The 26,450-nt window shown below is 68.9% G+C and carries 34 protein-coding genes; 33 read left to right on the plus strand and 1 reads right to left on the minus strand.

From position 1 onward, the window contains the following. The 11 genes from AC3IYI_RS17330 to AC3IYI_RS17380 all read left to right on the plus strand — a co-directional run bounded on the left by AC3IYI_RS17330 (position 1) and on the right by AC3IYI_RS17380 (position 7,991). Positions 1–855 (plus strand): helix-turn-helix domain-containing protein, encoded by an 855-nt coding sequence (locus AC3IYI_RS17330; protein ID WP_489411029.1) that lies wholly within the window; start codon positions 1–3, stop codon positions 853–855. A gap of 98 nt (positions 856–953) precedes the next feature. After that, on the plus strand, positions 954–1,163 hold the full coding sequence (locus AC3IYI_RS17335) for a hypothetical protein (RefSeq protein WP_489411030.1): 210 nt from the start codon (positions 954–956) through the stop codon (positions 1,161–1,163). Then, entirely contained in the window at positions 1,160–2,269 is a 1,110-nt protein-coding gene (gene amcB / locus AC3IYI_RS17340) for a cyclophane-forming radical SAM peptide maturase AmcB (RefSeq protein ID WP_489411031.1), read from the plus strand. Before AC3IYI_RS17335 ends, amcB begins: the two co-directional genes overlap by 4 nt. Beyond that, entirely contained in the window at positions 2,241–2,420 is a 180-nt protein-coding gene (gene amcA, locus AC3IYI_RS17345; protein WP_422518430.1) for a multiple cyclophane-containing RiPP AmcA, read from the plus strand. Before amcB ends, amcA begins: the two co-directional genes overlap by 29 nt. 60 nt (positions 2,421–2,480) lie before the next feature. Beyond that, positions 2,481–3,170: a pentapeptide repeat-containing protein gene (locus AC3IYI_RS17350; protein WP_489411032.1), complete on the plus strand. Its 690-nt coding sequence runs from the start codon at positions 2,481–2,483 to the stop codon at positions 3,168–3,170. A gap of 25 nt (positions 3,171–3,195) precedes the next feature. Then, positions 3,196–3,909 carry a hypothetical protein gene (locus tag AC3IYI_RS17355; protein ID WP_489411033.1) on the plus strand — a complete coding sequence of 238 codons (714 nt, stop codon included), beginning with the start codon at positions 3,196–3,198 and terminating at the stop codon, positions 3,907–3,909. A 113-nt stretch (positions 3,910–4,022) separates the two neighbouring features. Then, positions 4,023–5,921, plus strand: coding sequence for an ATP-binding cassette domain-containing protein (locus tag AC3IYI_RS17360; protein WP_489411034.1), 1,899 nt, complete (start codon positions 4,023–4,025; stop codon positions 5,919–5,921). Positions 5,922–5,936: 15 nt separating this feature from the next. Continuing rightward, positions 5,937–6,257, plus strand: a complete 321-nt coding sequence (locus tag AC3IYI_RS17365) for a DUF6087 family protein (protein WP_489411035.1) — start codon at positions 5,937–5,939, stop codon at positions 6,255–6,257. A gap of 239 nt (positions 6,258–6,496) precedes the next feature. Continuing rightward, the gene (locus AC3IYI_RS17370; protein ID WP_489411036.1) at positions 6,497–6,649 is read left to right on the plus strand and encodes a hypothetical protein; all 153 of its coding nucleotides are present in this window, start codon (positions 6,497–6,499) and stop codon (positions 6,647–6,649) included. Next, on the plus strand, positions 6,646–7,140 hold the full coding sequence (locus AC3IYI_RS17375) for an NUDIX domain-containing protein (protein ID WP_489411037.1): 495 nt from the start codon (positions 6,646–6,648) through the stop codon (positions 7,138–7,140). Before AC3IYI_RS17370 ends, AC3IYI_RS17375 begins: the two co-directional genes overlap by 4 nt. Before the next feature lie 257 nt (positions 7,141–7,397). After that, positions 7,398–7,991, plus strand: coding sequence for a hypothetical protein (locus tag AC3IYI_RS17380; RefSeq protein WP_489411038.1), 594 nt, complete (start codon positions 7,398–7,400; stop codon positions 7,989–7,991). 72 nt (positions 7,992–8,063) lie between these two features. Here AC3IYI_RS17380 and AC3IYI_RS17385 read toward each other — a convergent pair whose 3' ends face one another. Further along, complete coding sequence (locus AC3IYI_RS17385) at positions 8,064–8,258, minus strand: antitoxin (RefSeq protein WP_327303020.1); 195 nt, start codon at positions 8,256–8,258, stop codon at positions 8,064–8,066. A 232-nt stretch (positions 8,259–8,490) separates the two neighbouring features. On the opposite strand from AC3IYI_RS17385, the gene AC3IYI_RS17390 reads away from it, so the two are divergent. The 22 genes from AC3IYI_RS17390 to AC3IYI_RS17495 all read left to right on the plus strand — a co-directional run bounded on the left by AC3IYI_RS17390 (position 8,491) and on the right by AC3IYI_RS17495 (position 26,412). Continuing rightward, positions 8,491–8,832 carry a hypothetical protein gene (locus AC3IYI_RS17390; RefSeq protein WP_327303021.1) on the plus strand — a complete coding sequence of 114 codons (342 nt, stop codon included), beginning with the start codon at positions 8,491–8,493 and terminating at the stop codon, positions 8,830–8,832. Positions 8,833–8,869: 37 nt separating this feature from the next. Then, positions 8,870–9,961 carry an AAA family ATPase gene (locus AC3IYI_RS17395; RefSeq protein ID WP_489411039.1) on the plus strand — a complete coding sequence of 364 codons (1,092 nt, stop codon included), beginning with the start codon at positions 8,870–8,872 and terminating at the stop codon, positions 9,959–9,961. Between the two features lie 68 nt (positions 9,962–10,029). Next, entirely contained in the window at positions 10,030–11,181 is a 1,152-nt protein-coding gene (locus AC3IYI_RS17400; RefSeq protein WP_489411040.1) for a PD-(D/E)XK nuclease family protein, read from the plus strand. Between the two features lie 88 nt (positions 11,182–11,269). Next, on the plus strand, positions 11,270–12,136 hold the full coding sequence (locus AC3IYI_RS17405; RefSeq protein ID WP_489411041.1) for a hypothetical protein: 867 nt from the start codon (positions 11,270–11,272) through the stop codon (positions 12,134–12,136). A 109-nt stretch (positions 12,137–12,245) separates the two neighbouring features. Continuing rightward, on the plus strand, positions 12,246–12,578 hold the full coding sequence (locus AC3IYI_RS17410; RefSeq protein WP_489411042.1) for a hypothetical protein: 333 nt from the start codon (positions 12,246–12,248) through the stop codon (positions 12,576–12,578). Between the two features lie 60 nt (positions 12,579–12,638). Further along, complete coding sequence (locus AC3IYI_RS17415; RefSeq protein ID WP_489411043.1) at positions 12,639–13,190, plus strand: hypothetical protein; 552 nt, start codon at positions 12,639–12,641, stop codon at positions 13,188–13,190. A 38-nt stretch (positions 13,191–13,228) separates the two neighbouring features. Continuing rightward, entirely contained in the window at positions 13,229–13,696 is a 468-nt protein-coding gene (locus tag AC3IYI_RS17420; protein WP_489411044.1) for a hypothetical protein, read from the plus strand. A gap of 116 nt (positions 13,697–13,812) precedes the next feature. Then, complete coding sequence (locus AC3IYI_RS17425) at positions 13,813–14,184, plus strand: hypothetical protein (RefSeq protein WP_489411045.1); 372 nt, start codon at positions 13,813–13,815, stop codon at positions 14,182–14,184. An 86-nt stretch (positions 14,185–14,270) separates the two neighbouring features. Then, a complete protein-coding gene (locus AC3IYI_RS17430; protein ID WP_489402139.1) occupies positions 14,271–14,579 on the plus strand; it encodes a hypothetical protein in 309 nt (102 codons plus the stop codon). Positions 14,580–14,638: 59 nt separating this feature from the next. Then, positions 14,639–14,950 (plus strand): hypothetical protein, encoded by a 312-nt coding sequence (locus AC3IYI_RS17435; protein WP_489411046.1) that lies wholly within the window; start codon positions 14,639–14,641, stop codon positions 14,948–14,950. Between the two features lie 74 nt (positions 14,951–15,024). Then, complete coding sequence (locus tag AC3IYI_RS17440) at positions 15,025–15,426, plus strand: hypothetical protein (protein ID WP_489411047.1); 402 nt, start codon at positions 15,025–15,027, stop codon at positions 15,424–15,426. Positions 15,427–15,479: 53 nt separating this feature from the next. Beyond that, on the plus strand, positions 15,480–15,893 hold the full coding sequence (locus AC3IYI_RS17445) for a hypothetical protein (RefSeq protein WP_489411048.1): 414 nt from the start codon (positions 15,480–15,482) through the stop codon (positions 15,891–15,893). Continuing rightward, complete coding sequence (locus AC3IYI_RS17450; protein ID WP_254386803.1) at positions 15,890–16,111, plus strand: hypothetical protein; 222 nt, start codon at positions 15,890–15,892, stop codon at positions 16,109–16,111. Before AC3IYI_RS17445 ends, AC3IYI_RS17450 begins: the two co-directional genes overlap by 4 nt. Beyond that, a complete protein-coding gene (locus tag AC3IYI_RS17455; RefSeq protein ID WP_489411049.1) occupies positions 16,108–17,496 on the plus strand; it encodes a DUF3560 domain-containing protein in 1,389 nt (462 codons plus the stop codon). Before AC3IYI_RS17450 ends, AC3IYI_RS17455 begins: the two co-directional genes overlap by 4 nt. A 130-nt stretch (positions 17,497–17,626) precedes the next feature. Beyond that, on the plus strand, positions 17,627–18,109 hold the full coding sequence (locus tag AC3IYI_RS17460; protein WP_489411050.1) for a hypothetical protein: 483 nt from the start codon (positions 17,627–17,629) through the stop codon (positions 18,107–18,109). A gap of 25 nt (positions 18,110–18,134) precedes the next feature. Next, the gene (locus AC3IYI_RS17465) at positions 18,135–18,614 is read left to right on the plus strand and encodes a hypothetical protein (RefSeq protein WP_489411051.1); all 480 of its coding nucleotides are present in this window, start codon (positions 18,135–18,137) and stop codon (positions 18,612–18,614) included. Then, positions 18,611–19,195, plus strand: coding sequence for a hypothetical protein (locus AC3IYI_RS17470; protein ID WP_489411052.1), 585 nt, complete (start codon positions 18,611–18,613; stop codon positions 19,193–19,195). The genes AC3IYI_RS17465 and AC3IYI_RS17470 overlap by 4 nt, the downstream gene beginning before the upstream one ends. Before the next feature lie 155 nt (positions 19,196–19,350). Beyond that, the gene (locus AC3IYI_RS17475) at positions 19,351–20,400 is read left to right on the plus strand and encodes an N-6 DNA methylase (RefSeq protein WP_489411053.1); all 1,050 of its coding nucleotides are present in this window, start codon (positions 19,351–19,353) and stop codon (positions 20,398–20,400) included. Positions 20,401–20,484: 84 nt separating this feature from the next. Further along, a complete protein-coding gene (locus AC3IYI_RS17480) occupies positions 20,485–22,011 on the plus strand; it encodes a site-specific integrase (RefSeq protein WP_489411054.1) in 1,527 nt (508 codons plus the stop codon). Then, positions 22,008–23,849 carry a hypothetical protein gene (locus tag AC3IYI_RS17485; RefSeq protein WP_489411055.1) on the plus strand — a complete coding sequence of 614 codons (1,842 nt, stop codon included), beginning with the start codon at positions 22,008–22,010 and terminating at the stop codon, positions 23,847–23,849. The genes AC3IYI_RS17480 and AC3IYI_RS17485 overlap by 4 nt, the downstream gene beginning before the upstream one ends. After that, a complete protein-coding gene (locus tag AC3IYI_RS17490; RefSeq protein ID WP_489411056.1) occupies positions 23,846–25,993 on the plus strand; it encodes a hypothetical protein in 2,148 nt (715 codons plus the stop codon). The genes AC3IYI_RS17485 and AC3IYI_RS17490 overlap by 4 nt, the downstream gene beginning before the upstream one ends. Beyond that, complete coding sequence (locus tag AC3IYI_RS17495; RefSeq protein WP_489411057.1) at positions 25,990–26,412, plus strand: hypothetical protein; 423 nt, start codon at positions 25,990–25,992, stop codon at positions 26,410–26,412. The genes AC3IYI_RS17490 and AC3IYI_RS17495 overlap by 4 nt, the downstream gene beginning before the upstream one ends. Positions 26,413–26,450 lie beyond the last annotated feature (38 nt).

Genomic DNA, 26,450 nt, shown 5'->3' on the forward strand with positions numbered 1-26,450 from the left:
ATGGCCGCGTCCCCATTCCCCGCAGTAGATGAGGCCCGTCGGAGCCTGGGGGCGCGCCTGCGCGAGTTGCGCCGAGCGGGCGGCTTCAAGACGGCACGGGCCTTCGCGGCCCGTGCCGGCTGGAGCGAGTCGAAGGTCTCCCGACTCGAGACCGCTGTGTCGTCGCCGACCGAGGAAGACCTGCTCACCTACGCGGAGTACTGCGGAGCCCCGGAGGACTACGCGGATCTGCTGGCGACAGCGAGCAGCATTGAAGAGATGTACGTGGAGTGGCGGCGCGTCTTCGGTGACGGTCTCGCCCCGGTGCAGGAGGCTGCTCTGCCACGCTACGAGCGCACCCGTCACTTCCGTATCTACGAGCCGGGCGTGGTGCCTGGCCTTCTCCAGACACCCGCCTACGCGCGGGCCCTCATGGGCCGGATCATCGATTTCTGGAACATCCCTGATGATGCCGAGCAAGCCGCCGAGGTGCGTGCTGTCCGCAAGGCCGCCGTCCTTCGGGATGCCGGGCGCCAGTTCGGCATCGTGGTGGAGGAGACCGCGCTCCGAGCCCGCTTCGGGGACACAGAGACCATGGCCGCCCAGCTCGGGCACCTGATGACCGTCTCGCTGTGGCAGCAGGTCAGCCTGGGCGTGATCCCGATGGGCGCGCAGCGGGTGATGTGGCCCAACGAGGGATTCTGGGTGTACGACGGGGAGCGCGTCGTCATTGAACTGGCCTCCGCCGAGGTGACGCTGGTCCAGCCGTCCGAAGTGGCCACCTACGCCCGGATCTTCGCGGAGCTCGCCCGGATCGCCGTCTACGGCAAGGCAGCTCGCGCGTTGATCACCGAGGCGATCAACGCACTTGAATGACCGGCTGCAAGCCCCTGCAAATTTCTTGAGCCCGCGGCCCCCACCTCACCATGCTGTCACCACCCCAAACAGCTCCCATCAAGATCGGTGGTGATCGCGTGGGCACGAAGGACGCCCCCTCGTCGTTGGAAGACACCATCTCCGGCAACGCGGCCGACTCCCTGACAGAAGCGTTCAGTTCAATCGGCATCGACTTGCCCTCGATCCACAGCACACGCAGCACCGAGGGCCGGCTCTACGTCGACCTGGGCAGCTGCTCGCCCGCGGTCGCGTACCAGCTGGCCCACTGGATCCAGGACCACCAGTGACGCGGCTGGCCGCGACGCCGGGCGCGGTGATCATGCAGCCCACAACCCAGTGCCTTCCCCTCGACTGCTCCTACTGCTATCTGCCATTCCGGAAGACCAAGCACCTCATGCCCGTCTCGGTGGCGGAGTCCGTCGCCCGGTCCGTGAACCCGTGGGCGGGATCGAACGCTGCCTTCGAGGTGGTCTGGCACGGCGGGGAACCCCTGGCGGCGGGCCGCGATCATCTGGCCGCGCTCATGGCTCCATTCCAGGGGGTGAAGCACACCGTTCAGACCAACGGCGCCCTGATCGATGACGCCTGGTGCGAGTTCCTGATCGAGCACGACATGAGCGTCGGCGTGAGCATCGACGGCCCCGCGCACATGAACACCCAGCGGGTCACCAGTGCCGGACACCCCGCTTTCAACGTGATCATGCGGGGCATCGAGCGGCTGCAGCGCCACGGCATCCCCTTCTCGGCCATCGCGGTCGTCTCCGAGCCTGACGCTGCCCTTGCCGGAGAGTTCTACGAGTTCTTCGCGGACCTGGGCTGCACGTCCGTCGGTGTCAATATCGAGGAGCAGGAGGGCGCCAACCTCACAGAGGAGCGGGACGCCGAGGAGGTGGTCCGGTTCTGGGAAACACTGGCCTCCGCCTGGCAGGCCAGCCCGAGCATTCCGGTGAGGGAGGTGACCCGGGTTCTGGACTTCGCCCGCACGGTACTGAACCGTGGCGACCACGCCGGCAGCACCACCGTGGTGTGGGACCCCCTCCCAACCGTGGCCTATGACGGCGGTGTCGTACTCCTGTCGCCGGAACTCGCCGGCTACCAGGACGCACGCTTCGGTGACTTCACCACCGGCAACGTCCTGAGCGATCCACTGCACGTGCTGCTGGCCGAAGCCGAGGCTCGTACGCCTTGGTTGACGGAGTTGTGGGCAGGGGTCGACTCCTGCCGCGCAGCCTGCCCGTACTTCGCGTTCTGCGGTGGAGGCCACGCGGCGAACCGGTACTTCGAACACGATCACCGCCTCGACGGCGGTCGCACCCGGTACTGCACGTCTTCCAAGATCGCACTCTTCGAAGGGATCACCCGTCATGTCCGCTCCCGCGCCCTCACTCACTGACCGCGTCACCGAGCTCTCCGAGGGCTTCCTTGAGCTCATATCCCTGGCTCCGCTCCCGCCCTGCGCGAAGTTCGACAACAGGCCGACCTGGGTGAACAACACGCCGGCCTTCGACAACAAGGCGACCTGGGACAACTGGAACAAGAAGTAGAACCGACTGGGTGGGCCACCGTCTGGCGGCCCACCCAGCCCGAACGAACGGAGCATCCCGATGGAGAGCCGCACCTTCGGTCACACCACGGTGACCTTGCCCAATCTCGAAGAGCCCGGCCTGTACCTGACCAACGTGGCCGCTCTGGAAGCCGGCCGCGGCATCGTCCAGGACTTCCAGTACATGGGCGTCAACGTCCGTTCCCTGGAGCTGGCGTCGACACAGCTGGTCACCGGCCGTATCAGCGGGCTACGCGCGGAGCGGGTCGTCTTCGACGATGTTCGGGTCAACGGAGTCGAGTTCGTCGGATGCGACCTGTCCTCGCTCCAGTGGCGGGACAGCAAGCTCAGCCGCGTCGTGTTCCGTGACTGCAAGATCATGGGCGGGATGCTTGGCGGGCTGAGCCTTGAGAACGTCCTGTTCGAGAAGTGCCGACTCGACTACGCCACCTTCGAGAAGGTACGCGCGGCTGGCCCTGTCGCATTCTCCGAGTGCAGCCTCGATGAGGCCACATTCACGGAGTGTGACCTGACGGGGGCGGCGATCCACAGCTGCTCGCTGCGATCGACCGACTTCGGCAAAGGCCGCTATACCGGTCTGGATCTCCGCGGCAGCGACCTCTCCCAGGTCGCGGGGGCCGCCCACCTGAACAAGGTGCTCATCACGCCCGCCCAAGCCGACGAACTCACCCAGGCTCTCATGGCAGACCTGGAGGTCAGCTACGGCGATCCGATCCGCGGCGACCTGTGACCTGTTGCTCTGGAGGACCCACGCCATGCCCCTGAACATCGCGTTCCATGATCCTGCTGCCCTACGCGCACGGTGCCAGCACACGCAGGTCCGCATCGCGCGCGCGGATGCCCGCTACGAGGATGGCGCCGTCGTTCCAGGCGGGGCCTGGAGCCCCCTCACGGACGCCCTCACGCGCGCCTTGTCCGTGGACGCCTCGACGGCCCCGGAGAGGATTGTGGAGATCGTCCGTCCGCCACACCTCGGCGGCGGCGCCCTGGAGGATCTTGTGGCTCCGCTGGGCGATCCGGAGGCCCTGCACCTGGGCCAGGCCCCGGCGTGGCCGGACATGGTCACCACCACGGACAACTACGAAGTGGGCCGTCTCATCGGCATTCACCTCGACAACTGGGACAGGCTCTCCTACGCCGACAAGGCCACTGGTCGGCGGCGGCTCTGCCTGAACCTCGGGCCCGGCCCCCGGTACATCCTGCTCGGGGACCTCGACGCGCAGGAGGTATGCCGGGCGGTCCACACCGACTACCGCAGCCGTTACCCCCACACCGATGACGTGCGCGCGCTGATGGCCGCAGGGGGCGCGATGCGGTGTTTCCGTATCCGTCTCGATCCAGGCGAGGGGTACATCGCCCCAACCGAGCTGATACCCCATGACGGCTCGACCGAGGGTCTCGCCGCGTCATCCGTGGCCGCGTTCTGGCTTGGCCGGTGGGCGCCTGGAGTTCTCCCCAGCCTCATATAACGGCGCGTCGGAGGCGTCGGACTCGATCGGGTGGAATCCGGTCGGGCGAGTCCTTCGTGGTGGCCCGTTCCTACATTCTGACCAGCCAGAACAGCAGAGCGATGGAGAGTGACGTGACCGATCAGGAGACGGAGAAACCGGGGGCCGACGAGGAGTACCGGTTCCGGCCTGGGAACCTGGCCGCTCTGGAGGGCAGGCCCATGACCACGTGGGCGATGACGCGCCGGTTACCCCAGCTGGTTCGCCGCGGCCTTCAGCTCGGGTGGGGCGTGGACCGGCGGGCCGTCTCCCTGCTTCTGGCCTGCCAGGCCGTCTCGGCCGTTCTTGAAGCCGCCGGGCTTCTGGCGACTACGAAGACGATCACCGCCCTGATCTCGTCCGGTGACATCGGGGCCCGCCTTCAGGAGGCCCTGCCGTCGATCTCGCTGCTCGCGGCCGCCGCCGGGCTGCGAGCCCTGCTCGGCATCGCGATCGTCAACATCTCCAACCGGCTCTCTCCCCGCATCTCCCGGGAGGCGGAGCTCAAGATGCTGAGCGCCGCGGTGAACTCGGAGCTTGTGGCCTACGACCATCCCGGCTTCAACGACGCCTGGGAGAACGCCGACCGTGGTGCGGATGTGGCCCGCGATCTGATCACCGAGTCCCAGCAGCTGATGTCCTGCCTCGGTTCGCTCATCGCCTCCGCGGGCGTGGTCCTCATCTTGCACCCGGTCCTCCTGCCCCTCCTTCTCCTGGCCGTCCTGCCGCAGGGCATCGCGAGCATGAAGGCAGCCCGTATCCACTACGAAGCCGGGCGCTCTCTGGCCGCCGAACGCCGCACCCTGGGGCATCTGCGCTGGTACATCGCCGACAAAGAGACCGCCGACCAGGTCCGCTCGGGCACGATGGCCGACTTCCTCCTCGACCGCTACCGGGCCATCGGGGCCCGCGTGGACGCCACCACCGATGAGGCGATCCACCGGGGCGCCCGCTACGCCCTGCTCGGGGCCGGCGCGTCAGGCCTGTCTGCGGCCCTGATGTGGGGGGCGCTCCTTGCTCTGCTCGCGACCGGCCACATGAGCATCGCGGCCGGAGGAACCGCCGTCTTCGCCTTGCGGTCGGTGGGCAGCGCGCTGCGCGGCATGGTCGGCTACGGCACCCAGCTGTTCCGCACCGGGCTCTACTTCGACGACTGGGTCGCTTTCACCGATCAGGCCGGCGGCCATCGCATCTCCCGGGGTACGAAGAAGGCCGTCTCGCCGACCGTCGTCCGGGTCGAGGACGTGTCCTTCACCTACCCCGGTGCTGATCGGCCCGCCCTGGAGAAGGTCACCTTGGAGGTCCGACGCGGGGAGATCCTCGCGCTCGTCGGAGAGAACGGCTCCGGCAAGACCAGCCTGTCCAAGATCCTCTCCGGCCTATACCTCGCCGACAGCGGCTCGGCGACCTGGGATGGCGTCGACATCAAGGAGTACGAGGCGCACAGCCTGTGGGCGAACACTGCGGTCGTCCCGCAGAACTTCGCGCATTGGCCGTTCAACGCCCGCGACAACATCACCTTGGGGCAGCCGAGGGGCGAGGATGACGGAGATGTTCTGATCGCGGCCGAGCGGTCCGGCGCCTCGGAGGTCATCGCCCGATTCCGGTCCGGTCTGAACACGCTCCTGGCTAAGCAGTGGTTCGGCGGGGAGGAGGCCTCGGGCGGTGAGTGGCAGCGCCTGGCCATCGCCCGCGCGTTCTTCCGCATCGGGTTCCTTGTTCTCGACGAGCCCACCAGCGCCTTGGATGCCCGAGCCGAGCACCGCATCTTCACCGGGCTGCGCGCCATCGCCAACGAACGGCCGATCGTCCTGATCACGCACCGCCTCGCCAACGTGGCCATCGCGGACCGCATCGTCGTCCTCGACAAGGGTCGGGTCGTCCAGCAGGGCACCTATCCGGAACTGTGCTCGCAGCCCGGCCTGTTCCGCGAGCTCATGGAGCTGCAAAGCGACCGCCCCGGTGTCGTTCCCGTTCCCCGAACCCAGAACTGAGCAAGGAGTTCCGTCATGGCCTTCGATTCCGCCGATCCGGCTGACGAACCGCTGGAGGCGTGGGCTGCTCGTCGAGATGACCGCAGGCGCAAGGTCGGCGAGCTCCGGGCGGTCTCTCTGGCCGAAGGCCCGGCCCGCGGCGGGCACGTCCGGCCCGAGGAGCCGAGGGGCATCGAACGTTGGGACGGCTTCGTCTGGGAGCCGGTCACGATCGTCCCCGACTACGCCGCTGCACGACGGCTCGTTGCCCCGACCGCTCCGGCAGAGGCTGTTGTCGTTCCCGGCTACAGCACGCTGCCGCTGCGCGTTGGACGCGGCCGGCACCGCCGCACCTGACCCTTCCCACCCGAAACGAGACGAGGAACTCATGCAAGACCTGTGGAAGACGATCACCGAGCTGGCCGCCACCTTCGAAGCCGGTGACTCCGGGCGATCCTTGCCCATCGAGGAGCAGTGGACTTTGCAGGTCCTCAAGATCGGGGAGGAGTTCGGGGAGGCGGCCCAGGCCGTCGTAGGTGTTCGGGGAACCAATCCGCGCAAGGGGCAGTCGCACCTGGGAGGACGTGCAGGCCGAGGTGGCGGACACAGCGATCACGGCGTTGGTCGCGCTCGCACGGATGCGCCCGGACGCGGCTGACTACTTCGCCCGTCAGATCGCGGAGAAGTCGAGCCGGTTCCTGCCTCAGCAGCCGACCTTCGATGACGCGGTCTCTGTGGAGGCGCCGTGAGCGGCGTCTGGCTCCCGCCGGAGGAGTACATCGCCACCCTCCCGAAGGCGACCGCGTACGCCTGTTTCTTCGTGACCGACGAGCGGGACCGGCCGATCCAGTTACGTGCGGCCCGGAATCCTGAGGTCTGGCAATGGCCGGGGGGCAACCAGGATGAAGGGGAAACCCCCTGGCAGTGTGCCCAGCGTGAGGCGCTAGAGGAGACCGGTCTCACCTTCGGCGGTGATCCGAAGCTCCTGGCGGTGCATTTCCTTCCCCCGCTGGGTGACTGGACCGTCAACAAGATCGGGTTCGTCTTCGATGGCGGGCGGCTCACGGATGAGCAGATCGGCAGCATCGTGCTCGACCCCGACGAGCACAGCGAGGTGAAGGTTCTCGCGTTGTCGGGCTGGGGGCGTGCCATGGGTTCGGCCGGCTACCGGCGGCTGTGCGCGGTGGCCTATGCCCGGCGGACGGGGACGGCCTGTTACCTGGAGCATGAGGTGTCGTAGCAGGTCGCTGCCGCTCGATGGAAACGGGCAGAAGAGGATACGTCCAGTGCCTGGGCGTCCCGGTCGCGCGGCTGGTGGCGCCGGATACGGAAAAACCCCCGAGCATCGGCTGATTGGCGGGGGCGTTTCCGTACACCTCTTGGAAAGTGTGATCCCCAGTCTAACGGCGCGGCGGGGACGCTTCCGGGGCCCGTGTGCAGCCCGACCGCTTTACCCGTATTCTGCTATGGAAGATTCGGGAGAGAGGTGGGGTTGTCGTGGCGAAGCCGCTGGTAATGGGCCGCAAGGAGATCGCCAAGGTGTACGGCATCGCCCCCACGGCCGTGAGTGACCGGTGGGTTCCTGGCGGGGTGCTCTCGTACGAGGACGCGGTGATCGTCTCGGGCAAGCCGTACTGGCCGGGCGGTCTCGTGATCGACCTGGCGCTTCCGCCGGGGAGCCGTGGCCGGCAGCTGGATCAGGGCCTGCTCGAGAAGCTCGTCGAGGAGCAGGGTGCGACGTCGAAGCCGATGAAGGCTGCGGAGTTGCCGCCTCTGGTCGGCGCGCAGGAGTACGCGGAGCTGTTCGGCGTGAGCCAGGTGAAGGTGAGCCAGGCGGCGCGGACGAGTGCGCGCGGCCAGTTGCCGGCGGCGGACTACTCGCTGTCGGGGTCGTCGCTGTGGCTGCTGGACACGGTGCTCGCCGGTGCGGAGCACACGGTGATGGTTTCCGCGGAGGCCCGCCGCAGCCCTGGGGAGTGGAAGTTGAACGAGTCGGTCGCGGAGCGGCTGCGGACCGGCACGTACGAAGGTCCGGGGTCGTCGTTCAAGGCGCGCGGGAAGAAGGCCGTGGCGGAGGACTCCGAGGCGTAGGCGTCTCGCCTTCGTCGCGGGCGGCCGCCCTCGTCGTGTCCTGCGGGACCGGCGAGGGCGGTTCTCGTTGTCTTACGCCTGCGGCGGGCGTCCTTCGGGCTTGTCCGTGCCGAGCTGCTCGTTGAGTTTCTGCTGAACCATGTCGGTCTGGCCCTGGTACTTGTTCTGGGTCTTCGCGTCGAAGGCGTCTCCGGCCTTCTCTACGCCCTGCCGGGCTGTGTCCTCGTGGCCCTTGAGCAGGCCCTTGAGCTTGTCGAGCATCGACATGGCGGCTCTCCTTACGGATATCGGCGGATCCAGCATTGCGGCATTTGTTCGGGCTCGCATCCGCAGGCTGCCGCTCAGCCTGCGCTGACGGCCGGGCGTCTCGGCTCTCCGGGTGTTGATTGACACCCCCCTAATGGATAGTAGAATTGCGATATAGGCAGGGCGATGCGGTTGATCCACCACGCCGGAGTGACGTAGAAATAGGCCACTACTTACAAGAGGGGGAAAGTTCATGACTTCCATGCAGCTCGAATTGCCGATGGCGCCGCTGCGCCACCCGGACCGGGCCGGCGAACCGCTGAGCATCCAGGACCGCTTCGAGGCGTTCCACCAGCTCAACCCCTGGATCCTCGGGAAGCTGGAAGCCATGACCGCCGACTGCGTCGACCGAGGCCTGAGGCGCGTCGGTATCGGAATGCTCTTCGAGGTCCTGCGCTACGAGTACGGCAGGGCCACCAGGGGCGACGTCTGGAAGCTGAACAACGACTACCGGTCCCGCTACGCCCGCCTACTGCTTGAGCGGCACCCCGAATGGTCGTCGGTCTTCGAGACCCGAGGCCTGCGCAGCGCCTGAAATAGGCCACTACACATCACACCTCTTGGAGTAGTTCATGCCCACCCAGCCCGTCCCCAAGCTCCGCACCCGAAAGCCCACCGGTGTCATCCCCTGGCCGGTGATCCTCCTCGAAGGGGAGGAGAAGGCAGGCAAGAGCCACACGGCCGCCACGTTCACCGGATCCAAGAAGACCGGACAGGCGTACTGGCTGGAGCTCGGCGAGGACACCGCCGACGAGTACGTGAACGTGCCCGGCGCGGACTACCTGCTCATCGACCACGACGGCAGCTACCGCGACATCCTCGGCCAGATCGAGGCCGTGCACGCCGAGGCGAAACGGGCGGCCGCCGCGAAGGAGAAGCCGGTGGTCCTCGTCATCGACTCGGTGTCGATGCTGTGGCGGATGCTCGTGAACTGGACCAACGATCGGGCCAGGCGCTCGATCTCGGGCCAGAACAAGCTGCGGAAGGACCCGGACGCCGAGGTCAAGCCGTCCATGAACCTGTGGAACGACGCCGCCGAGCGGTGGAGCAAGGTGATGTACCTCGTCCGCACCATGCCGGGCATCGTGATCCTTCTCGCACGCGGCAAGGAGGTCACTGCCGTCGACGGCAACGGCGACCCGATCCCCCGCACCAAGGACTGGCGGGTCGAGGGCCACAAGTCCCTCGCCTTCGACTCGACGGTCTGGGTTCGGCTGCGCCGCAACGAGGACCCCCAGATCATCGGCGCCCGCTCCCTGAAGTTCGAGGTGCCGCGCGGCGGGGAGCCGAAGAACGCGCCGGACCTGACCATCGAGCAGCTGGTGTTCGGGTGGATGGGCTGCGCGATCCACAACCAGCCGAGGGCGACACCCGAACTGACGGGTGACCTCGCGCAAGCGTGGCTGCCGAAGGTCAACGAGGCGGCCGCTGCCGGTGTGGGCGAGCTGAAGAAGCTGTGGAAGCAGATCGAGGGGACCGAGAACCTCAGCCGCGAGGAGGTCTTGGTGATCCGGGCTTCCATCGAGCAGAAGGCCGTCGCGTTGCAGAACCCGAAGCCGCTCGTGGGCCCGACGAGCGATGCCGCGCGCCTGCGGGCTGCCGCAGCCGAGGACGGCGAGGAGCCACCGCCGGGAACGGCCTTCGACGAACACGAAGCCGCCTGATCCCCTCCCCCACCTCGCTTCGCCGGGCCCGCCTCGGGCGGGCCCGGCGCACCTCTTGGAGCTTGTTCATGACCACAACGGCCATAAGGCCCCGCGCCCGCTCGCAGGTTTCCATCTGGGAGGCCGCGCACGCCGCCGATGCACGCCGGCCCCGGTCGGTACAGACCCAGCTGGGGGCGTCGGACACGATCTGCATGCGCCGGGCCGGGTACATCCTGGCGGGCACTGCCCGGACCAACACCCCTGACAAGAAGACCGCGATCCTCGGCACGTACATCCACACGGGCCTGCTGGAGGACGCGCGGCGCGAGTACGGGTGGCTGGTGGAGCGGACGGTCCAGGACGACACGATCCGCGGGCACATCGATGTCGTGCAGCTGGACGCGGCGACAGCCGGGCGCCTCCCGAAGCGGCACCGGCCGAAGGTTGCTGCCGCGGAACTGACGGTCGAGGACGTGAAGACGAAGTCGGGCCGGATCTGGGACCGGGTCGTGCGCTTCGGGCCCACGGCCGCCGAGATGCGGCAGGTCCTGCTGTACGCGAGCCTGCTGTGCACGGTGGGCTTCGCGGACATCCCCGGTCAGCGGTACCTGCACCGGCTCGGGCCGGTACAGGTCGAGCGGATCCGGTTCCGGTTCGTCAACCGGGACACGGGCGAGGAGCACGTCGAGGAGTTCCCGTTCGACCAGTGGCTGGCGGCGGAGGCGCGCTGGTGGGTGGACCGGGTGATCGAGGCCCCGGCTCCGGAAGAGCTGCGCCGCGACCATGACGGGCCGCAGCTGTCCGCGATCTGCGACAACTGCGCGTTCCTCTCCGCGTGCTGGCCCGACGCGGCCCCGGGGACTCCAGCACAGACCCTGCTCATTCACGACGACGAGGACCGGGCGAAGGCCCTGGACCGCTACGTCCGCGCCTGCGAGCGCGGCAGGGAGGCGGACCAGGTGAAGAAGCTCGTCCGCGCCATGGTCGACGACTCGCCGGAGGGCAACTACGGCCCCAACCATCTCGGGTGGGAGGGCGGCAAGGACAAGGAAGAGGCCGACGTCGAGGCGATGGTCGGCGCGTTCGAGGACGCCGACCTTGCCGTGCCGATGGTCCCCGACCAGGAGGCGATGGTCCGGATCATGCGCCGCGCCGGCATGACGGTGCCGATGCGCAAGGCGCCAGGCAAGAAGTCGCCCCGGTCGATCAAGGTCTCGAAGGCCCGTCCGGCCGCCTGATGGCACCCCTGGCCGCCTCGCGCGTGCGGGGCGGCCGATGACCCCAACGCACCCAGCTACACCGCTCATATGCCCTTGGAGGCTCCCCGTGACCATTCTTCGCCGCCACCTCAGCACCGGGTACACCGTGCTGCCGACGGCCACGCTCGAGGATGCGCGGTTGAGTTTCCGGGCCCGGGGCATCTTGGCGTACCTGCTGGCCAAGCCGGACTCGTGGAAGGTTGCCGCCGATCGGATCTCGAAAGCGGGCAAGGAGGGCATCGAGGCGGTCAGGACGGCGCTGCGGGAGTTGCGGGATGCCGGGTACTACCGGGTGGTGACCGAGCGCCTGGCGGACGGCACGTTCCATCGGGTCACCGAGGTCTACGACCAGGCGCAGGAGTGGGCGGCGGAGGAGTTCCGGGAGGCGGAGCAGCGGCGGGCGGCACGCCGGCGGAAGGCCGGGGGCCCGGCTCCGGCGGGGCCGAGTCCGGCCGGGCCGAACCTTGAGGGCGAGGTCGGCACCGAAACCGGGTTTTCGGGGTTCGGTTCCCCGGGGTCTGGTTCTCCGGCCGCTGGTTCGCCCGGGGTTATAGGTAGTAACCAGAGCAAGTACTCAAAGAAGAACCCCCCAACCCCCGCAGCTGGCGCTGCTGGGGAGCCCGCTGCCGCAGCAGAGGAGACCCCGGCAGCGCCGCAGGAGCCGGGGCGGTGCTCGGCGCACCCGGAGGGCGGTGGGCGGTCCTGCCGTGGCTGCGGGACGAGTCCTCGTCAGCAGCGGGCGGATGAGGAGCGGGTGAAGAAGGAGGCGGCTCGTGCGCGGGAGCGGGCCCGGGACGAGAAGGTGCTGAACGAAGTCCGTTCCGACGGGGCGCCGTTGTCGTCGGTGGCCAGGGATGCGATCGCGGAGATCCGTGTGCGGTCGCGGGCGGCGAAGGAGGCCTCGGCTTCGGTGAACCCCCGGAACAAGCAATAGGCCACGATCTTTCTGTATCCTGACGCCATCGCCTGATTGACACCCCTACCCCACATAGTAGAATTTAGATAACACGGGAGGGGCCCGCGATACCTCTTGGAGAGAACGCATGAACCAGCCTCAGATCAGCCAGGGCCGCGCCACCGTGGCACCGGAGTACTTGATGGACGCCCTGACCCGCTCTTGGGAGATCCACGTCAAGAGCTCCACCCGGCGGTCGACGATCCACCTCTACGTCGACCACTTCCAGGTCACAGCGCAGAAGCAGCAGGGAACGCAGGGGTGGACGCTGGTCTCCGTACGGGAGTTCACCGACCGCCGGCCCCGACTCGGACTGTCGATGACCGCAATGCCCTGGCAGGTCAGCTTCGCGCTGACGGCCGTACTTGAGCAGGTACGAGAGCAGGAGTTCGCCGATTCCCGCCTGCTCCAGTACGCCTGACCCTTCAACCGCGTGTAGTGGCCTAGAAATAGGCCACTACACATCACCTGGAGTAGTTTCATGGAGCCTCCCGCCGCCGCCCCGGCTGTCGGCACGGCGCTCACCGGTGACGACGTCCGGATGGCAGTCCGGGACTTCTTCACTCCGGCACAGCTCGCCGCGTTCGTGGACCTGCCGTACAACTACCAGCGCGCCCAGTGGGGTGAGCAGCAGCTCCTGGACCCCGGCCGGCGGCTACGGATGCGCCGCGTTCCCGGCGAGCCGGAGGCGGGAGCCCTGTGCACCTGGACCCGGGCACCGCGCGGCTTCACCTACGAGGTCGAGGCGCCCGCGGGGATCAGGTCGGGCCTCGTGGCCTGGGTCGACGCCTCCGAGCTGATCGACCAACGCCTGACTCCCGTTCGCTACGGAGCACTTCGCCAGGCCGTGGACGACGAGGCAGCGCACGAGCGGGCCTACCACCGCGGGCCGGTCCCCTTCCGGGACCCGGAGGCGTGGCGGGCCCTCGCCTACCAGCCGTGGTCGCGCACCGCCGCCCGCCTGGCCCTGAGGGCGTCGGCGGCCAAGGAGGCCATTACGCCCGCGCCGCACCCCCAGCCCGCCCTGTTCTGACCCACCCGCCCCGCCCGCCCGCCGAGAAGGTGCCAGCCGTGATCAATTCGACCGCCACGACGTCCTGGATGGAACTGGCGCCGTGCGTCGGCGTCGAGGAGTTCGTCTTCGACCCTCCCGCGACCCGCAAGTCCGCCAAGGAGCTGGGCGAGCTCACCGAGCCCCTGGTGCGCACCTGCTTGGGCTGCCCGGTGCTGGCCGAGTGCTACGACCGGGTTCGGCCGCAGGGCTCGCAGTTCGATGGCGTGTGCTCCGCGCGGGTGTGGATCAACGGAAGGGTCGTCGCCTCGGCCGCGTCGGCGCCGGCGCTCCCGAAGGGGCTGCCCTCGCGGGCCGGCGTGTGCGGGGAGAGCAGCGGCGTCAAGGGGCACCGGCGCAACGGTGAGCCGCTCTGCGGGCAGTGCCGCGTCACGGCGCAGCGCGCGCAGTCCCGCGCGGCGGGGGCCGCCACGATCCGCAAGCGGGGCGCACTCAGCGCCCGCAAGGTAGCGCCAGCCGCAGCCTAGCGTCGACGCATCGGGCCTGTGACCTGCCACTTTGCATTGACACCCCCTCTAGAGGTAGTAGAATTCAGGTATCAGGAGGGGGAAGCCCCGTCCGAAGACCAGCCGGAAGGAAACCCGTGAACAGCATCCCGATCCCCGACCCGATCGCCGTCCTGCACGTCGCCCGCAACTACGCCATCACCGAGCAGCAGGCGGAAGTCGCGCTCACGTGGGCCTCGGTCAACATGGCTGTCCAGTGGGCGGAGTTCGCCGTGGCCGCCGGGCTGGATGAAGCCGACGGCGAGGCGATGAGCCGCTGGAGCCAGCAGTTCCCGACCATCCGCATCGAGGTGCTCGACGAAGCGGTCGCGAACGTCATGGCGGCCCCTGCGCCCTTCCTGAACCCGGTCGATCGGCTGCTGGCCGAGGTCCGCCGCGCTCCCGCCCCGGCCCTGTGCCGCCCGGCGAGCCCGATGCGCACCAACCGCAGCCGCGTCCGTATCCGCTGAGCGCACCTCTCCCCGGCCCGCCCCGCCACCGGGGCGGGCCGCGCCATGCCACCACCCGCCACCCGCCACACCACCTGGAGACCCCGATGGGCGCCATCACCTTCTTCGACGTCGTCACCGGAGACGACGTAGCCAAGGCCTTCATGAAGACCCGCAACGAAGCCCTGCACGAGCACGGTTCCGGGGGCTGCAGCGGTTCCATCGCCGAGAAGGACCACTACGTCGTCATCGATGACGTCCGCCGCTCCGAGGCCTACGCCATCGGCTGGGCAATGGAACTCATCTCCGCCAACGACCCCCGCATCGACGACAAGTGGGGACCGGCGGGAGCTCTGCCGGTCACCACGTCCAGCGCCGAGAACGGCTGGCTGTTCTTCGGCTGGGCCAACGACTGAACCCCTCGGCGCGCCCGCACGGGCGCGCCGCCCACACCTCTTGGACTCGGAAGAACCACATGTCCTTCAAGCACCTGCCGCTCCTCGGAACGGCGGAGATCATCGCAACGCTGAACCTGAGCAACGCGCAGACCCAGAGCGCCGCCTCCCTGGCGCACACCGTCGCCCGCCGCGCCTGGTCGCGCCGGCCGGGCCACAAGCACGCCCAGGACTACGAAGAGTTCGCCGCCGCGATACCGGCCTGCAGCTGGCTGACGATGTTCGAAGTCGGCGCGCTCCTCCAGCTCGGCCGTCGGTGCGAGGCCGAAAACCTGATGGCCGCGGCCCGCCTCGTGCACCCGTCCCGCGCGCACACCGTCGCCCGCCGATGACCCTCACCCCCGCTGGGCCACCGAAGGCCAGCTCGCCGACACCACGCCCGTCCCTCCCGGAATCGAGTAGCCCCATGACTGCCGTACTCCTCGAACAGCTCCGCAACACGGCCCGGAACCTGTCAGCCAGCCCGCACCCCCACGCCCACCGACTGCTCGCTGCTGTTCCACAGATGCGGATGACCTGGTGGGGGCTGTCCCCTGAGGATCGCCAGACCGTCCTGCTCTTGATCAGCTGGTCGGCCCGTTCCGTCGAAATCGTGCAGGACGGCACCGACGAGTCCCTTCTCGCGGACGCCCTGACCTCCGCCGCTCGGGCCTGGGCCGCAGCCAACCCGGCCGGGAGCGCCGAGGACTTCGTAGAGACGAAGCACGAGGCCATGCTCCTGGCCCACCTCCTGGCCTTCGGCCCCGACCTCGAGGTCTCCCACCAGCTGTCCCTGGCGATGACCGCGCTCATCCCCTACGACCAGTGACCGGCGCGACGCCTACGGGCCGCCCGCACCTACAACCCCGGATGGAGCCAGAGGTGTTCGACCTCTACATCACCCGCACCGCCTTGATCACGGCCGCCACGCTCCTGCGCGTACCCGCCGAACGCCGTACGCCTCTTGAGCTCGCGAAGGACGGCGGGCTACTGGAGCTGTGGCAGCACACCGGGCCGGAGACGCGCCGGACGCTGCTCCTCCAGGCAGCGTGGGAGGCCCGCGGAGCGTTCCTCGGCGAGGCCGAGGACGATGCCCTGCGCTACGCCTCATACCTGGCAGAGGCCGCGGACGCAGCAGCTCGGGCCGGCATGACCGAGCGGGCCCACTTCGCGCACCGCATCGGCCCTCACTTCCTGGTCGCCCAGTCACTCGCCTTCGACCGGGACGACTTGGAGATATCGCTCGTCGCAACCCTGACCCTCGCGGTCCACATGTCCGACGGGTGGCCGGTATGAACGCCGGGTCCCGCGTGTGGCTGCGCCAGGAGGACGGTGAGAACGTCCGTGACCAGGCCGGGGACACCGTGGCCTTCTTCGTGACCGAGGTCCAGGCCCACCGTTGGGGAACGCTGTGCGAGCTCACCGCGGACGACCCCGTCATCCACATCCTCTACGCAGGCTGGCACCCCGTCGGCCGACTCACCCAGATCGGATCGGAAGGAACTTCATCGTGACCATCACGATTTCTCACACGCGCCTCGAAGGCACGCTCCTCAGCGGTTCTCGGAAGGGGGACGGCATCTTCGAGATCGTCCGGGACCACGGCTTCTGGTTCTCCCGCTCCCTCGGCAGCCTCTACATCCGCCAGTCCCGGGACAAGGAGGCCGACACCTGCAGCATCAACGGCGCGGCCGCCGCGCTCCGCGAGGCCGGTCACGAGGTCACCGTCGAGATCGACGAGGACACACGGCGCACCTTCAAGGAGGCCGAGGCCGACCGCGAGGACCGCGCCGATGACCGTGCCGAGAGGTACGGCGACCGCGCGGACCGCGCCAGCCTCTCCGCTGAGGCCCGGCTCGATGCGGCCCGCCAGATCGCAAAGAGCATCCCCTTCGGCCAGCCCATCCTCGTCGGCCACCACAGCGAGGGTCGCGCCCGCCGGGACGCCGCGCGGATCGACAGCAACATGCGGGCCGGGATAGCCGAAGGTGACCGGGCCGGCTACTGGGCCGACCGCACCCGGGCGGCCGAGAATTTCAAGGCGCACCGGAACAACCCGCAGCGCACCCTGCGGCGGCTGGAGAAGCTGCGCGCCGACCTGCGCCAGCAGGAGCGGCACCATTCGGAAGCGGCCGAGAAGGGCTGGGACTCGGGCGACCGGCACTCCCGGTACGTCCGGGACCTGAAGGAGGAGATCGCCCACTGGGAGGAGGTGATCGAGAAGGCGAAGGCCGACGGGGTGAAGCTCTGGGAGCCCGACGACTTCGCGCCCGGCGACTTCGTGCTGTACCTGAACTCCTGGTACGAGGTGAAAAGGGTCAACCCGAAGACCCTGTCGGTCGCCTGGAATCTGCGGCTGGCCCCCAAGCGGGTGATGACCTTGGAGGACGCCACGTTCGACGGCGGTCGGGTCGGGTCGCATTCGGCGGACTACACGCAGGTGCGGGGGCGATGCCCGGGCGAGGCGATGCGCGCCTTTCTCGCGGACGGCGTGGTGCCGGGCACGAAGTCCGCCCGCGAAGCCTCGGAGGCGGCCCCGGCCGGCCTCATCCGCGAGGCGCAGGCGGCGGCGAAGGCGAAGAAGCCGAAGCAGCGCAGTGGCCCGGCGGGCCCGAAGCGGATCAAGCTCGAATGCAGGCCGGGGTCGCGCGTGGGGACGGTCACGTGGCTCAACGGCCGTGGCCAGCCGCACAAAGATCATCCGCCGGTGACCATCCCGGGACCGGTGGACCCGGCGTGCATCGCGCCCGAGTGGTCGGGAACGCTGCAATCCCAGATCGCCGAGCTGCTGATCGAGCACGGATACGCCTTCCAGAGCAGTTGGACCGTCTACCGGGGCGGCGGCATCGTTCGAGCCATCGAGCCTGCCCCGGCGGCCGCGGAGCAGCCGGTCATGTAGGTGGCTGCCCAGTGGGTTGAGCTGGCTTGACCCTCATCCCATTCATAGTAGAATTCAGATATAAGGCGAGGGGGTGGCCCTACCACCACCCCCTCGCCGCCCTCCATACATCCACTCCGGGGAGACGCGCATGCCCGATACCGACTACCTGAACGCCCACCTCTTCGAACTCCCGCCCAGCCCGCGCAACATGACCTCCGCCGCGCTGGCCCTTGCCCGTATCGACGCCCTGGGATGGGCCCCGCTGGGGGGATACCCGGGGTCCGATGTGAACTGGCCCGTGGCCTGCATGTTGTGCGGCTGGCAGGGCGTCCGCTTCTACAGCCACCTGCGGCGAGCCCAGCCGCCGGGCAGGCACTCCGGGTGCGCCCCGAAGGCCGAGTTCCCTCGCCTCCTGGAAGCCCTCACCTCAACTGACAGCGGTTCCTGCTCCTGCCGGGTCCGTCACGCCACCACCGCGCAGGAGTTCTTCGCGGCCGCCCACCTGCTGCTCCTCGCCCACAACGACGGCGAGCAGGCGAAGGCCGTCGCGCTCACGGAACACCTGCTCGGCCCCTGCCCGGCCACAGCCCGGCGCGGCCGTGCCGCACTGAGGGCCTTCCCCCGCTCCTGACCCGCCCCGACCCGAGAGCAGTCACATGACCCCGTACAAGATGGGCGACCGCGTGAGCGTCCTATACCTGTCCACCACCTGCGGCACATGGCTGGCCTACAACCGATACGTACTGGAGGTCGCGCCGGATCCGGCATACGGCCAGCGCGTGTGGGTGGAGATGCCCGACAACTGCGCGGGCGGACCCGTCCTCGAGATGCCCGCGCACTCGGACTTCCTCAACGCGATGGAGGCAGAGCCGATCACCTCCCAGACACCTGGGCTCCTGGAGGCCAACCTGAACTGGCGTGTGGCCATGGCCACTCCGGACTCCGAGGTCCCCTCGTGGCCCTCCGGACGCCAGGGTGAAGTGGTTCACGTGCCGGTGACCCCACGGGAGCGCAGCACCCACGCCGCCAGGGCCGTGCTACTGATGGAGCAGCTGCGCACCTGCGACCCGGCAGCGTTCCAGCGGTGGAAGACGAAGCTCGACGCGAAGATCACCCTCCTGGAGGGCGGGCGGTGAGCGGCGCCGGCCGGGACACTGCGCCGACGGGAGGCGTATGGCGCGCCCGCTTCCGCAAGCCGGACACCCCTCTGGAGTGGCGCAGCATCGTGCCCGCTCGCCGCATGGGCGCCCGCGGCTGGGCACGCTCAGAGGCGGCGGCGCCACACGACGCCGCGAGCACAACCTCGCCCGGCGACGACTGGCCGCAGGCTCAGCTGTACGAGCTGACGTACGTACCGGTCCTCCGCTCGAAGGAGAGGGCGGTCGCCTGGGCGGCCCTGCGGGAGGTCGGTGCGGTATCAGCCTTCCATGGCTGGACCTCCGGCGCCGACCTCGGGCGCGGCCCCCGTGACGAGGCATGGAGGGAGCTCCTGAGGGACGCGCACGCGGAGTTCCGTGAGCGGCTGGTCGGACACGGCGATGGCCTCCCGGAGATCATGGCCAGCCTCAACGGCTCCCCGCAGCAGTGGGAGATCGAGGCGTACCGCGACACCTTTGGCGCGGTGAACTGGGTGGCCATGCAGGAGGACATCCACAAGGCGGCGATGTCGATGCTGCGGCAGACCCCGTACGGAATGGTCTGGGTCGACGAGGGCTGACCTGCCCGAGCCCATTTCGGGGAGGTTGACCCTCCCCTCATTCATAGTAGAATTTAGATATGAGTTGGAGGGGACCCCTTCCGGCTCCCGACCCGCCCCGCCTCCCCGGCGGGGCGGGTCGCCCCGTTTCAGCACCCCCTCACCAAGGAGAAGCCGTGTCCCTGCAACTGGATCTCTTCGCGAACGCCGAGCCCGAGCCCTCGCCGGCGCCTCGGACCTTCGCGGCCAAACCGGCCCCGGCTCCGCGGCCCGCTCCCACCGCAACCGCGGCCGCGACTCCGCCACTTCGGTCCGAGCCCAAGCCGAAGCCCGCAGGGACGCACGATCTCCACGCCAAGGCCTTCGCCCTTGGTGAGGCCGTCACCGGGGCGTGGAACCGGGCACATGGCGGCCCGGACATCGCCGTTCCGATCGGGCTTGTGGCCGCTCTCGCCCTTGTGCGGCAGAAGGACTCCGCCGGACCGGACCTCAAGGCGCAGATCCTCGGCCTGAACGGCGGCGAGCTGATCGAGATGTACCGCCAGATCTGGGCGCAGCACTGGGCACACCGGCCCGACCTCATCGAGCGGGCCCGCATCCTCCACGAGTGGCTCAACGACGAAAGGACGGTCGACGAACACCGCATCTACGCCGTCCGGGCCGTCACGCAAGCCGCCCTGAAGGGCGGCATCCTCGACCTGACCGGACACGCCGACCCGTACGAGCGGACCCACACCGACACCCTGTCGCACGTGATGATGCTGCTGCGCAGCAACAGCGCCCAGCAGGGCCTCGGCGAGTACCACACCCCACCGACGGTGGCCGACGGGCTGGCCGAGGTGGTGGTGTCGGTGTCGATGGAGTCGAAGAAGCCGGAGACGGGCCAGCACATCCACGACCCGGCCGGCGGGAGTGGCGGCCTGCTGCGCGCGGCAGCCCAGCGCCTTCGCCGTCTCGGATTCGACCCGGCCGACTTCCAGTGGTCGATGGTCGACATCGACAAGATCGCCGCCGCGTGCGCGGCCGTCAACATGATCGTCTGGGGCATGGGCATGCGGGTGACCGTGGCCTGCGATGACGCTTTGGTGAACCCGCGCGCCGTCGAGGACGCCCAGGCCCAGGCCCGCGCCGTGATAGCCCACCGAGACGAGATACTGGGCAAGGCGCGCATCATCGCCGGGATCCGGCGCGCGCAGCAGCTCTTCGAGCAGGTCGTGGCAGCGTGAAGGCGATCAGTTTCGGCCTGGGTCTGTACCGAGTTCAGCGTGTTGCATCCCATCTGGGCTGGTCGCCGTGGTTCGGTCCGGGCCATGAACGAGCAACTGCCGAGTGTCGGCGAACAGTCTGGGTTGTGGGGCCTGCGCCGGTTCGAGCCCGAGCGGAAGGTGTCGTGGTACGCCAGCGATCCGGTGCTGGCCGGTCTTCCGAGCCTGCCCGAATTCGCATCGCACACTGGAATTCGGGCCGGTCAGGAGTTCCTGATCAATTCCGATGGGCGCGTGGTCCCGGAAGTGAACGCATTCTTCGGATCGCTGCGGATGCGGAATCGGGCGGAGGGAACGCGGGAGAAATACGGGTACGCCCTGTGCACGTGGCTGGGGTTCCTGGACGCGGTGGGGAGCCGCTGGGACACCGCTGGCGCGGAGGACGTGGAGGGCTTCAAGTTCTGGCGGATGACGGACGAGTCGAACCCCGAGCGGGTGGCCGGGGGAACCGTGGCGGACAACCTGGATGCGGTCAGCGCGTTCTACGACTGGGCGGTGGCCCGTTTCGGGGTACGCAATCCGGTGGTCCGTGTGGTGCGTCAGCGGCCGGCTCCGTACGCGGGAGCCGCCGGTTTCGAGGCGGCGCCGCATGTTCAGCGGGACCGGGATGTGAAGTGGCTTGATCCGGGCGGCTACGCGATGTGGCGGGACGTGGGGCTGCGGGGTTTGGACCGGGCCGGCCGGGAAGTGGCCGGTTGGCGGGGCCGGAACAGCCAGCGGGACTGCGCTTTCGCCGACGGGTTGTACGGGACGGGGCTGCGGCTGACGGAGTGGGCCAGCGTCCTGATGCTGGAGCTTCCCGGAGAAGGGGCGGGCCGGTCGTACTTCACGTCCCGACTGGCTGCGGCCTGCGCGAAGGGCGGGCGGGGGCGGCGGTTTTGGATGCCGCGCACGGTGCTGGATGACGCTCTGGGGTATTGCGAGGGCGAGAGGGCCGCGGCGGTCCGCCGGGCCCGGCGGACGGACCGCTACGAGAGGTTGTCCGGGGTTCTGGTGTTGCGCCGGGTGCTGGGGCAGCGGCGGCTGGAGCTGGTCGATACCGCAGGTCAGCTGGTGCGGGTTCCGCTGGACGCGCTGTCGCCCCGGATGCGGGGCCGGATCTTCCTGGAGACGCCTGCGGGTCTGGCCCCGGCGGCGTTGTGGCTGAACGAGGACGGGCTGCCGAGGGCTCCCCGCGGCTGGCAGCACACCTTCGATACCGCGAATGAGAGGGTGGCCCGGGCCGGTCTCGAAGGGGTGGCAGCGACCGCCCACATGCTTCGGCACTCGATGGCCTTGCGCTGGTTCTCGGTGGGTCGACTGCTTTACGAGCGGCGCTTCGCCCACCTGGACGCCGATGAACTGCGGGACTTCAGGGCCCAATTCGGCGACACGTGGCATCTGGTGCAGACGCTGCTGGGGCACGCGGACGTGGCCACCACGATGGACGTGTATCTGGAGCCGTTCCGCGACCTGGATGTTTCTCTGCTGATCGAGCACGCCCACGGCACGGTACTGGCGGAGCTGATGGCGGAGATGTTCGCCGGCCACCCGCGCGTCGTCACCGCCCCGGCAGCGGGAGCGGATACGTGAGCGGGGCGGGACGCCGGGCGGTTTTGCCCGGTGCGGGATACCGGCCGCCGCAGCGGCTGTTCGTCGACGAGGGCCAGTGCCTGGTGCGGTTCTATCCCGAACGCGGTGGTGAGGCGGTGGACATCGACTTGTCGGTGCTGCCCGTCGCACCGGAACTGCGGCAGTGGATGGCCTTGGGAGTGCTCGGGGTGACCGGCCCGGCCGGGACTCGGCGGACCACCACGTCGGCCCTGGACACAGTGAGCATTCTGAGGCGGTTCTGCCGCTATCTGGCCGGCCTATCGAATCCGCCGACGGCCCCCGACCAGCTGAGGGCGGTCCACCTGGACGGGTATCTGCTGACAGGGGCGAGCACGCTGCACCGGGACGTCTCCGGCCTGCGGTCGATCCTGAGGTTCGCTCCCGATCCGCCGGCGGAGTTCGCCGCCCGCCTGGCCACGGCCCGGTTCGCCAAGTGCGATGCGCCCACCGTCAGCTACAGCGAGGCGGAGTTCCGGCGCATCACCGCGCGAGCACGGTCCGAACTACGGGCCGCCGCGACGCGCATCCGGTCCGGCCGCCGGCTGCTGGCCGACTGGCGGGCCGGCCAGATCGACCAGGCAAGCGATCCGCAGGCGTGGGAGACAGCCCGGCTGCTGGATCACGTCGACCGTATCGGGGACATCCCCCGGTACGGGAACGGGGTCTCCATCGAGCAGGAGGCCGTGCGGCGGGCCGGCGGAGTCAACGCCGTGATCTCCCGCCTGCACCTGACCCACCACGACATCGGCGCCGCCGCGGTCCTGCTGCTCTGCCTGACCGGGCAGAACTACTCGACGCTGGCGGCGGCGACCACCGCTCACCACCGTCCCGACGCCCATGCCGGGGGCACCCCGACCGCTCAGATCGACCTGGTCAAGCCTCGCCGAGGCAGTCGCAGGGCAGCCATGACCGTGGCTCTGCGCGATGTCCCGAACGACGCGGGTGAGCGGCGCGAGGACCTGAACACTCCGTTCGGTGTCTACGACCTGCTGCTGGACCTGGCCGCCGACGCCCGAACCCGCCTGGGGACCGACGCGCTGTTTGCCTTCCACTGCTCCAAGGGCAATCAGGGCCGGGGCTTCCGCAAGGGTCTTCCCAAGTCGCTCATGTTGTTGTGGGGCAGGTCCGCGGGCCTGACCGGTGACACGCCGGACGGCGAGGGACGGCCGGTGCCGCTGCACATCGACAGCCGGCGGCTGCGGCTGACCTGGCTGGAGATCAATCAGCGGCCGGTCGCCCACACCGAGACGACGCTGGCGAACGAGTACCTGGCCCGCAACCGCGGAAACCTGGCCGAATACCAGAAGGTGGTGGCCGACGTCCTGGACCAGCAGGTGGCACGGGCCCGGTCCGCGCCGGCGATCCCCGTGCTCTCCGCCCACGACATCACCGAGGCTCGCACGGATCCTTCGGCCGTGGCCGCCCGCCACGGGCTGGATGCCGCCGCTCTCCAGCAGCTCATCGCCGGCCGGCTGGACACAGTCCTCGCCGGCTGCACCGACCCGATGGCCAGTCCGTTCACACCGGCGGGCAAGCCCTGCTCGGCTTCGTTCCTGCTCTGCCTGTCCTGCCCATGTGCCCGGGCGACACCGGCCCATCTGCCGGTCCAGGTTCTGGTCCTGGACGCGCTCGAAGCCCGTCGGCAGGAGATGACACCCCTGCGCTGGGCCGAGCGCCTGGCCGAACCCGCCGCCCGGCTGACGGACCTGCTCGGCCACTACTCGCCCGCCGTGATCGCGGATGCCCGCGACGGCGCTACCCCCGGCGACCACGAGTTGGTCGACCGCTTCCTGACCCGAGGACTTGACCTGACATGACCCCCGCCACCATCTCTGCACCGGTAGTACGCCGGCTGCTGCCCGGCCCCACGACAATGGTGCTCGCCACCCGCCCCCTGCGGCCGGGCACCGCCCCCGGGGACCTGGCGGTATTCGCGCAGGACCGCTGGAACCTGACCCCCGCGCTCTTCCACGCGCACGCCTCCCGTGTCTGCATCGACTTCCACGGCACCCCGCCCGCCTTCCGGCACACCGTCAAGCTGCTGGTCTGGCTGCTGATCAACCACAAGGACCCCGACGGGACCGGTCTCCTGCCCGGGACCCCGCGGCCCGCGATCCGCACGGTCGTCGGATACTGCCGGTTCCTCAAGAGCTTCGCCCACTGGCTCGACGGCCGGGGCTTGACCTGCTTCGGACAAGTCACCGCCACGGACCTGGACGAGTACGCCGCCGACATCAAGGCCGCGGCCGTCTCCCACGACCTGCGCGAGGACCTCCTCGCTGCCGTCGTTCGGACCTGGACCCTGCGTGACCTGCTGCCCGACGAGGACGACCGGCTGCCGCAGGCCCCGCCCTGGAACGGCGAACGCGTCCAGGACATCCTCGGCCAACGCCGCAGCAGCGAGGAGAACCGAACTCCCCGGGTCCACCCCGCGACCATGACCGCCCTGCTGAAATGGGCCCTTCGCTTCACCGAGGACTTCGCCGACGACATCATCGCGGCCTTCGACGAGTACAAGATCCTTTCCAACCGCGGCCGAAAAGGATCAGCGAGCCGCGAGGACGCGCCCCCGCCCGGCAAGCGGCGCGGGAAGAACGCGATCCCGCTCATGATCACCAGTCTCCTGGACGACTACCGCGCCCGCGGACTTTCACTGCCGGGCCGGCAGGACGAGGACGGGAACCTGATCGTCAACACCTACTTCCTCAGTCTCCAGCTCGGCGCCCAGATCACGCGCAACGCCCACCAGGTGATCGCCTCCTGCGATCTGCCCGTCGCCGACGACACCTACCTGACCACACCCATCAACGGGAAACTCGACGGGAGCCCCTGGCTCACCACCCACATCACCTACGACCAGGCCCCCGTCCTGGCCCGACACCTGAGCACCGCCTGCCTGGTCCTCGTCAGCTACCTCTCCGGGCAACGTCCCGGCGAGACACTCAACCTCGAACGCGGATGTATCGAGCACGACGCGGCCACGGGCCTGATCCTCCTGCGCGGCAGGCACTTCAAAGGCGTCCGGAACCCCGACGGCAACCCCAACCCCGAAGGCGAACACCGCACCGACCCCTGGGTGGTCACCGCCCCCGTTGCCACCGCCGTCACCGTGCTCCAACGCCTGCACGAAGCCCAACTGCTCTTCCCCAACACCATCCTCGTCAACGGCCGATCCCGAGCCGCATCTCTCCGCGAACGCGTCGGACAAGCCCGCAACGACTCCCTCGGCAACAAGGACATCAACACTCTCATCGGCTGGATCAACGACTACTGCACAGCCCGGAACCATCCCGACATGATCCCCGCCGACCCCACCAATCCGAAGATCGCCCTGAGCAGGCTCCGCCGAACACTCGCCTGGTTCATCGCGCGCCGCCCCCGCGGCCTCGTCGCCGCGGCCATTCAGTACGGTCACGTCCGCGTGAAAATGACCCTCGGCTACTCGGGCAACTACGCCTCCGGATTCCCCGACGACCTCGCCTTCGAAGAATGGCTCGCCCGCCTGGAAACCCTCGCCGAAGCCCATGAACAACTCCAGGCCGGCGAGCACGTCAGCGGCCCCGCCGCCGACACCTACCGCCACCGCGTGAACGCCGCCGCCGGATTCTCCGGACGCGTCCTACGGACCGCCCGCGAAGCCCACAGCATGCTCACCAACCCCGACCTGCAGATCTTCCCCGGGCAAGGCATGACCTGCGTCCTCGACCCAGCCCGCGCCGCCTGCCGACTCAGCGCGGACGAACGCAGCACCCGCCACACCCCGGACATCGACGACTGCAAGCCGTCCTGCGTCAACATCGCCCGCACCGACCGCGACATCGACTACCTCCGCGACCGCGCCAACACCCTCGAAGCCATCATCAACGACCCCCTCGCCCCGCCAATCCGCCACGCCCGCGAGCAGCACGAACTCGCCCGACTCCAGAAGATCATCACCACCCATCAGGAGCCTCGCCCGTGAGCACCCACCGCGCACTCGAACGTGACGCCATCCAGGCCGCCATGCAACGCCTCCTCGCTGGCACCCCCACCCGCTCAAGCGGCGCCCTCACCGTCGTCCAACTCGCCGCCGAAGCCGGAGTCAAGCGATGGGTCCTCACCCACAAACACCCCGACCTTCGGAAGGAATTCGAAACCACCCGGGAAACCGTCAACGGAATCCCCACTGCATTCCAAAACCTGAAAGCCAAAGTCGACGACCTCGAAGCCACAAACACACGGCTACGCCAGCACAATCGCGAACTCATCGAACGAAACGAGGTCTATGCCCAAGTCATCCACGCCCTCAGCACTGAACTCGCCCACCTCCGGGCAGCCCAGTCCCTTCCGACGAACGTCCACAGACTGTCCGCCGAGCAGAGGGAACCGCACCGGAGCTGAACCGCTGGCGCTCCGCGCCAGCGAGATGCAACAGCGCC

The sequence above is a fragment of the Streptomyces sp. GL_148 genome (genome assembly GCF_057834205.1).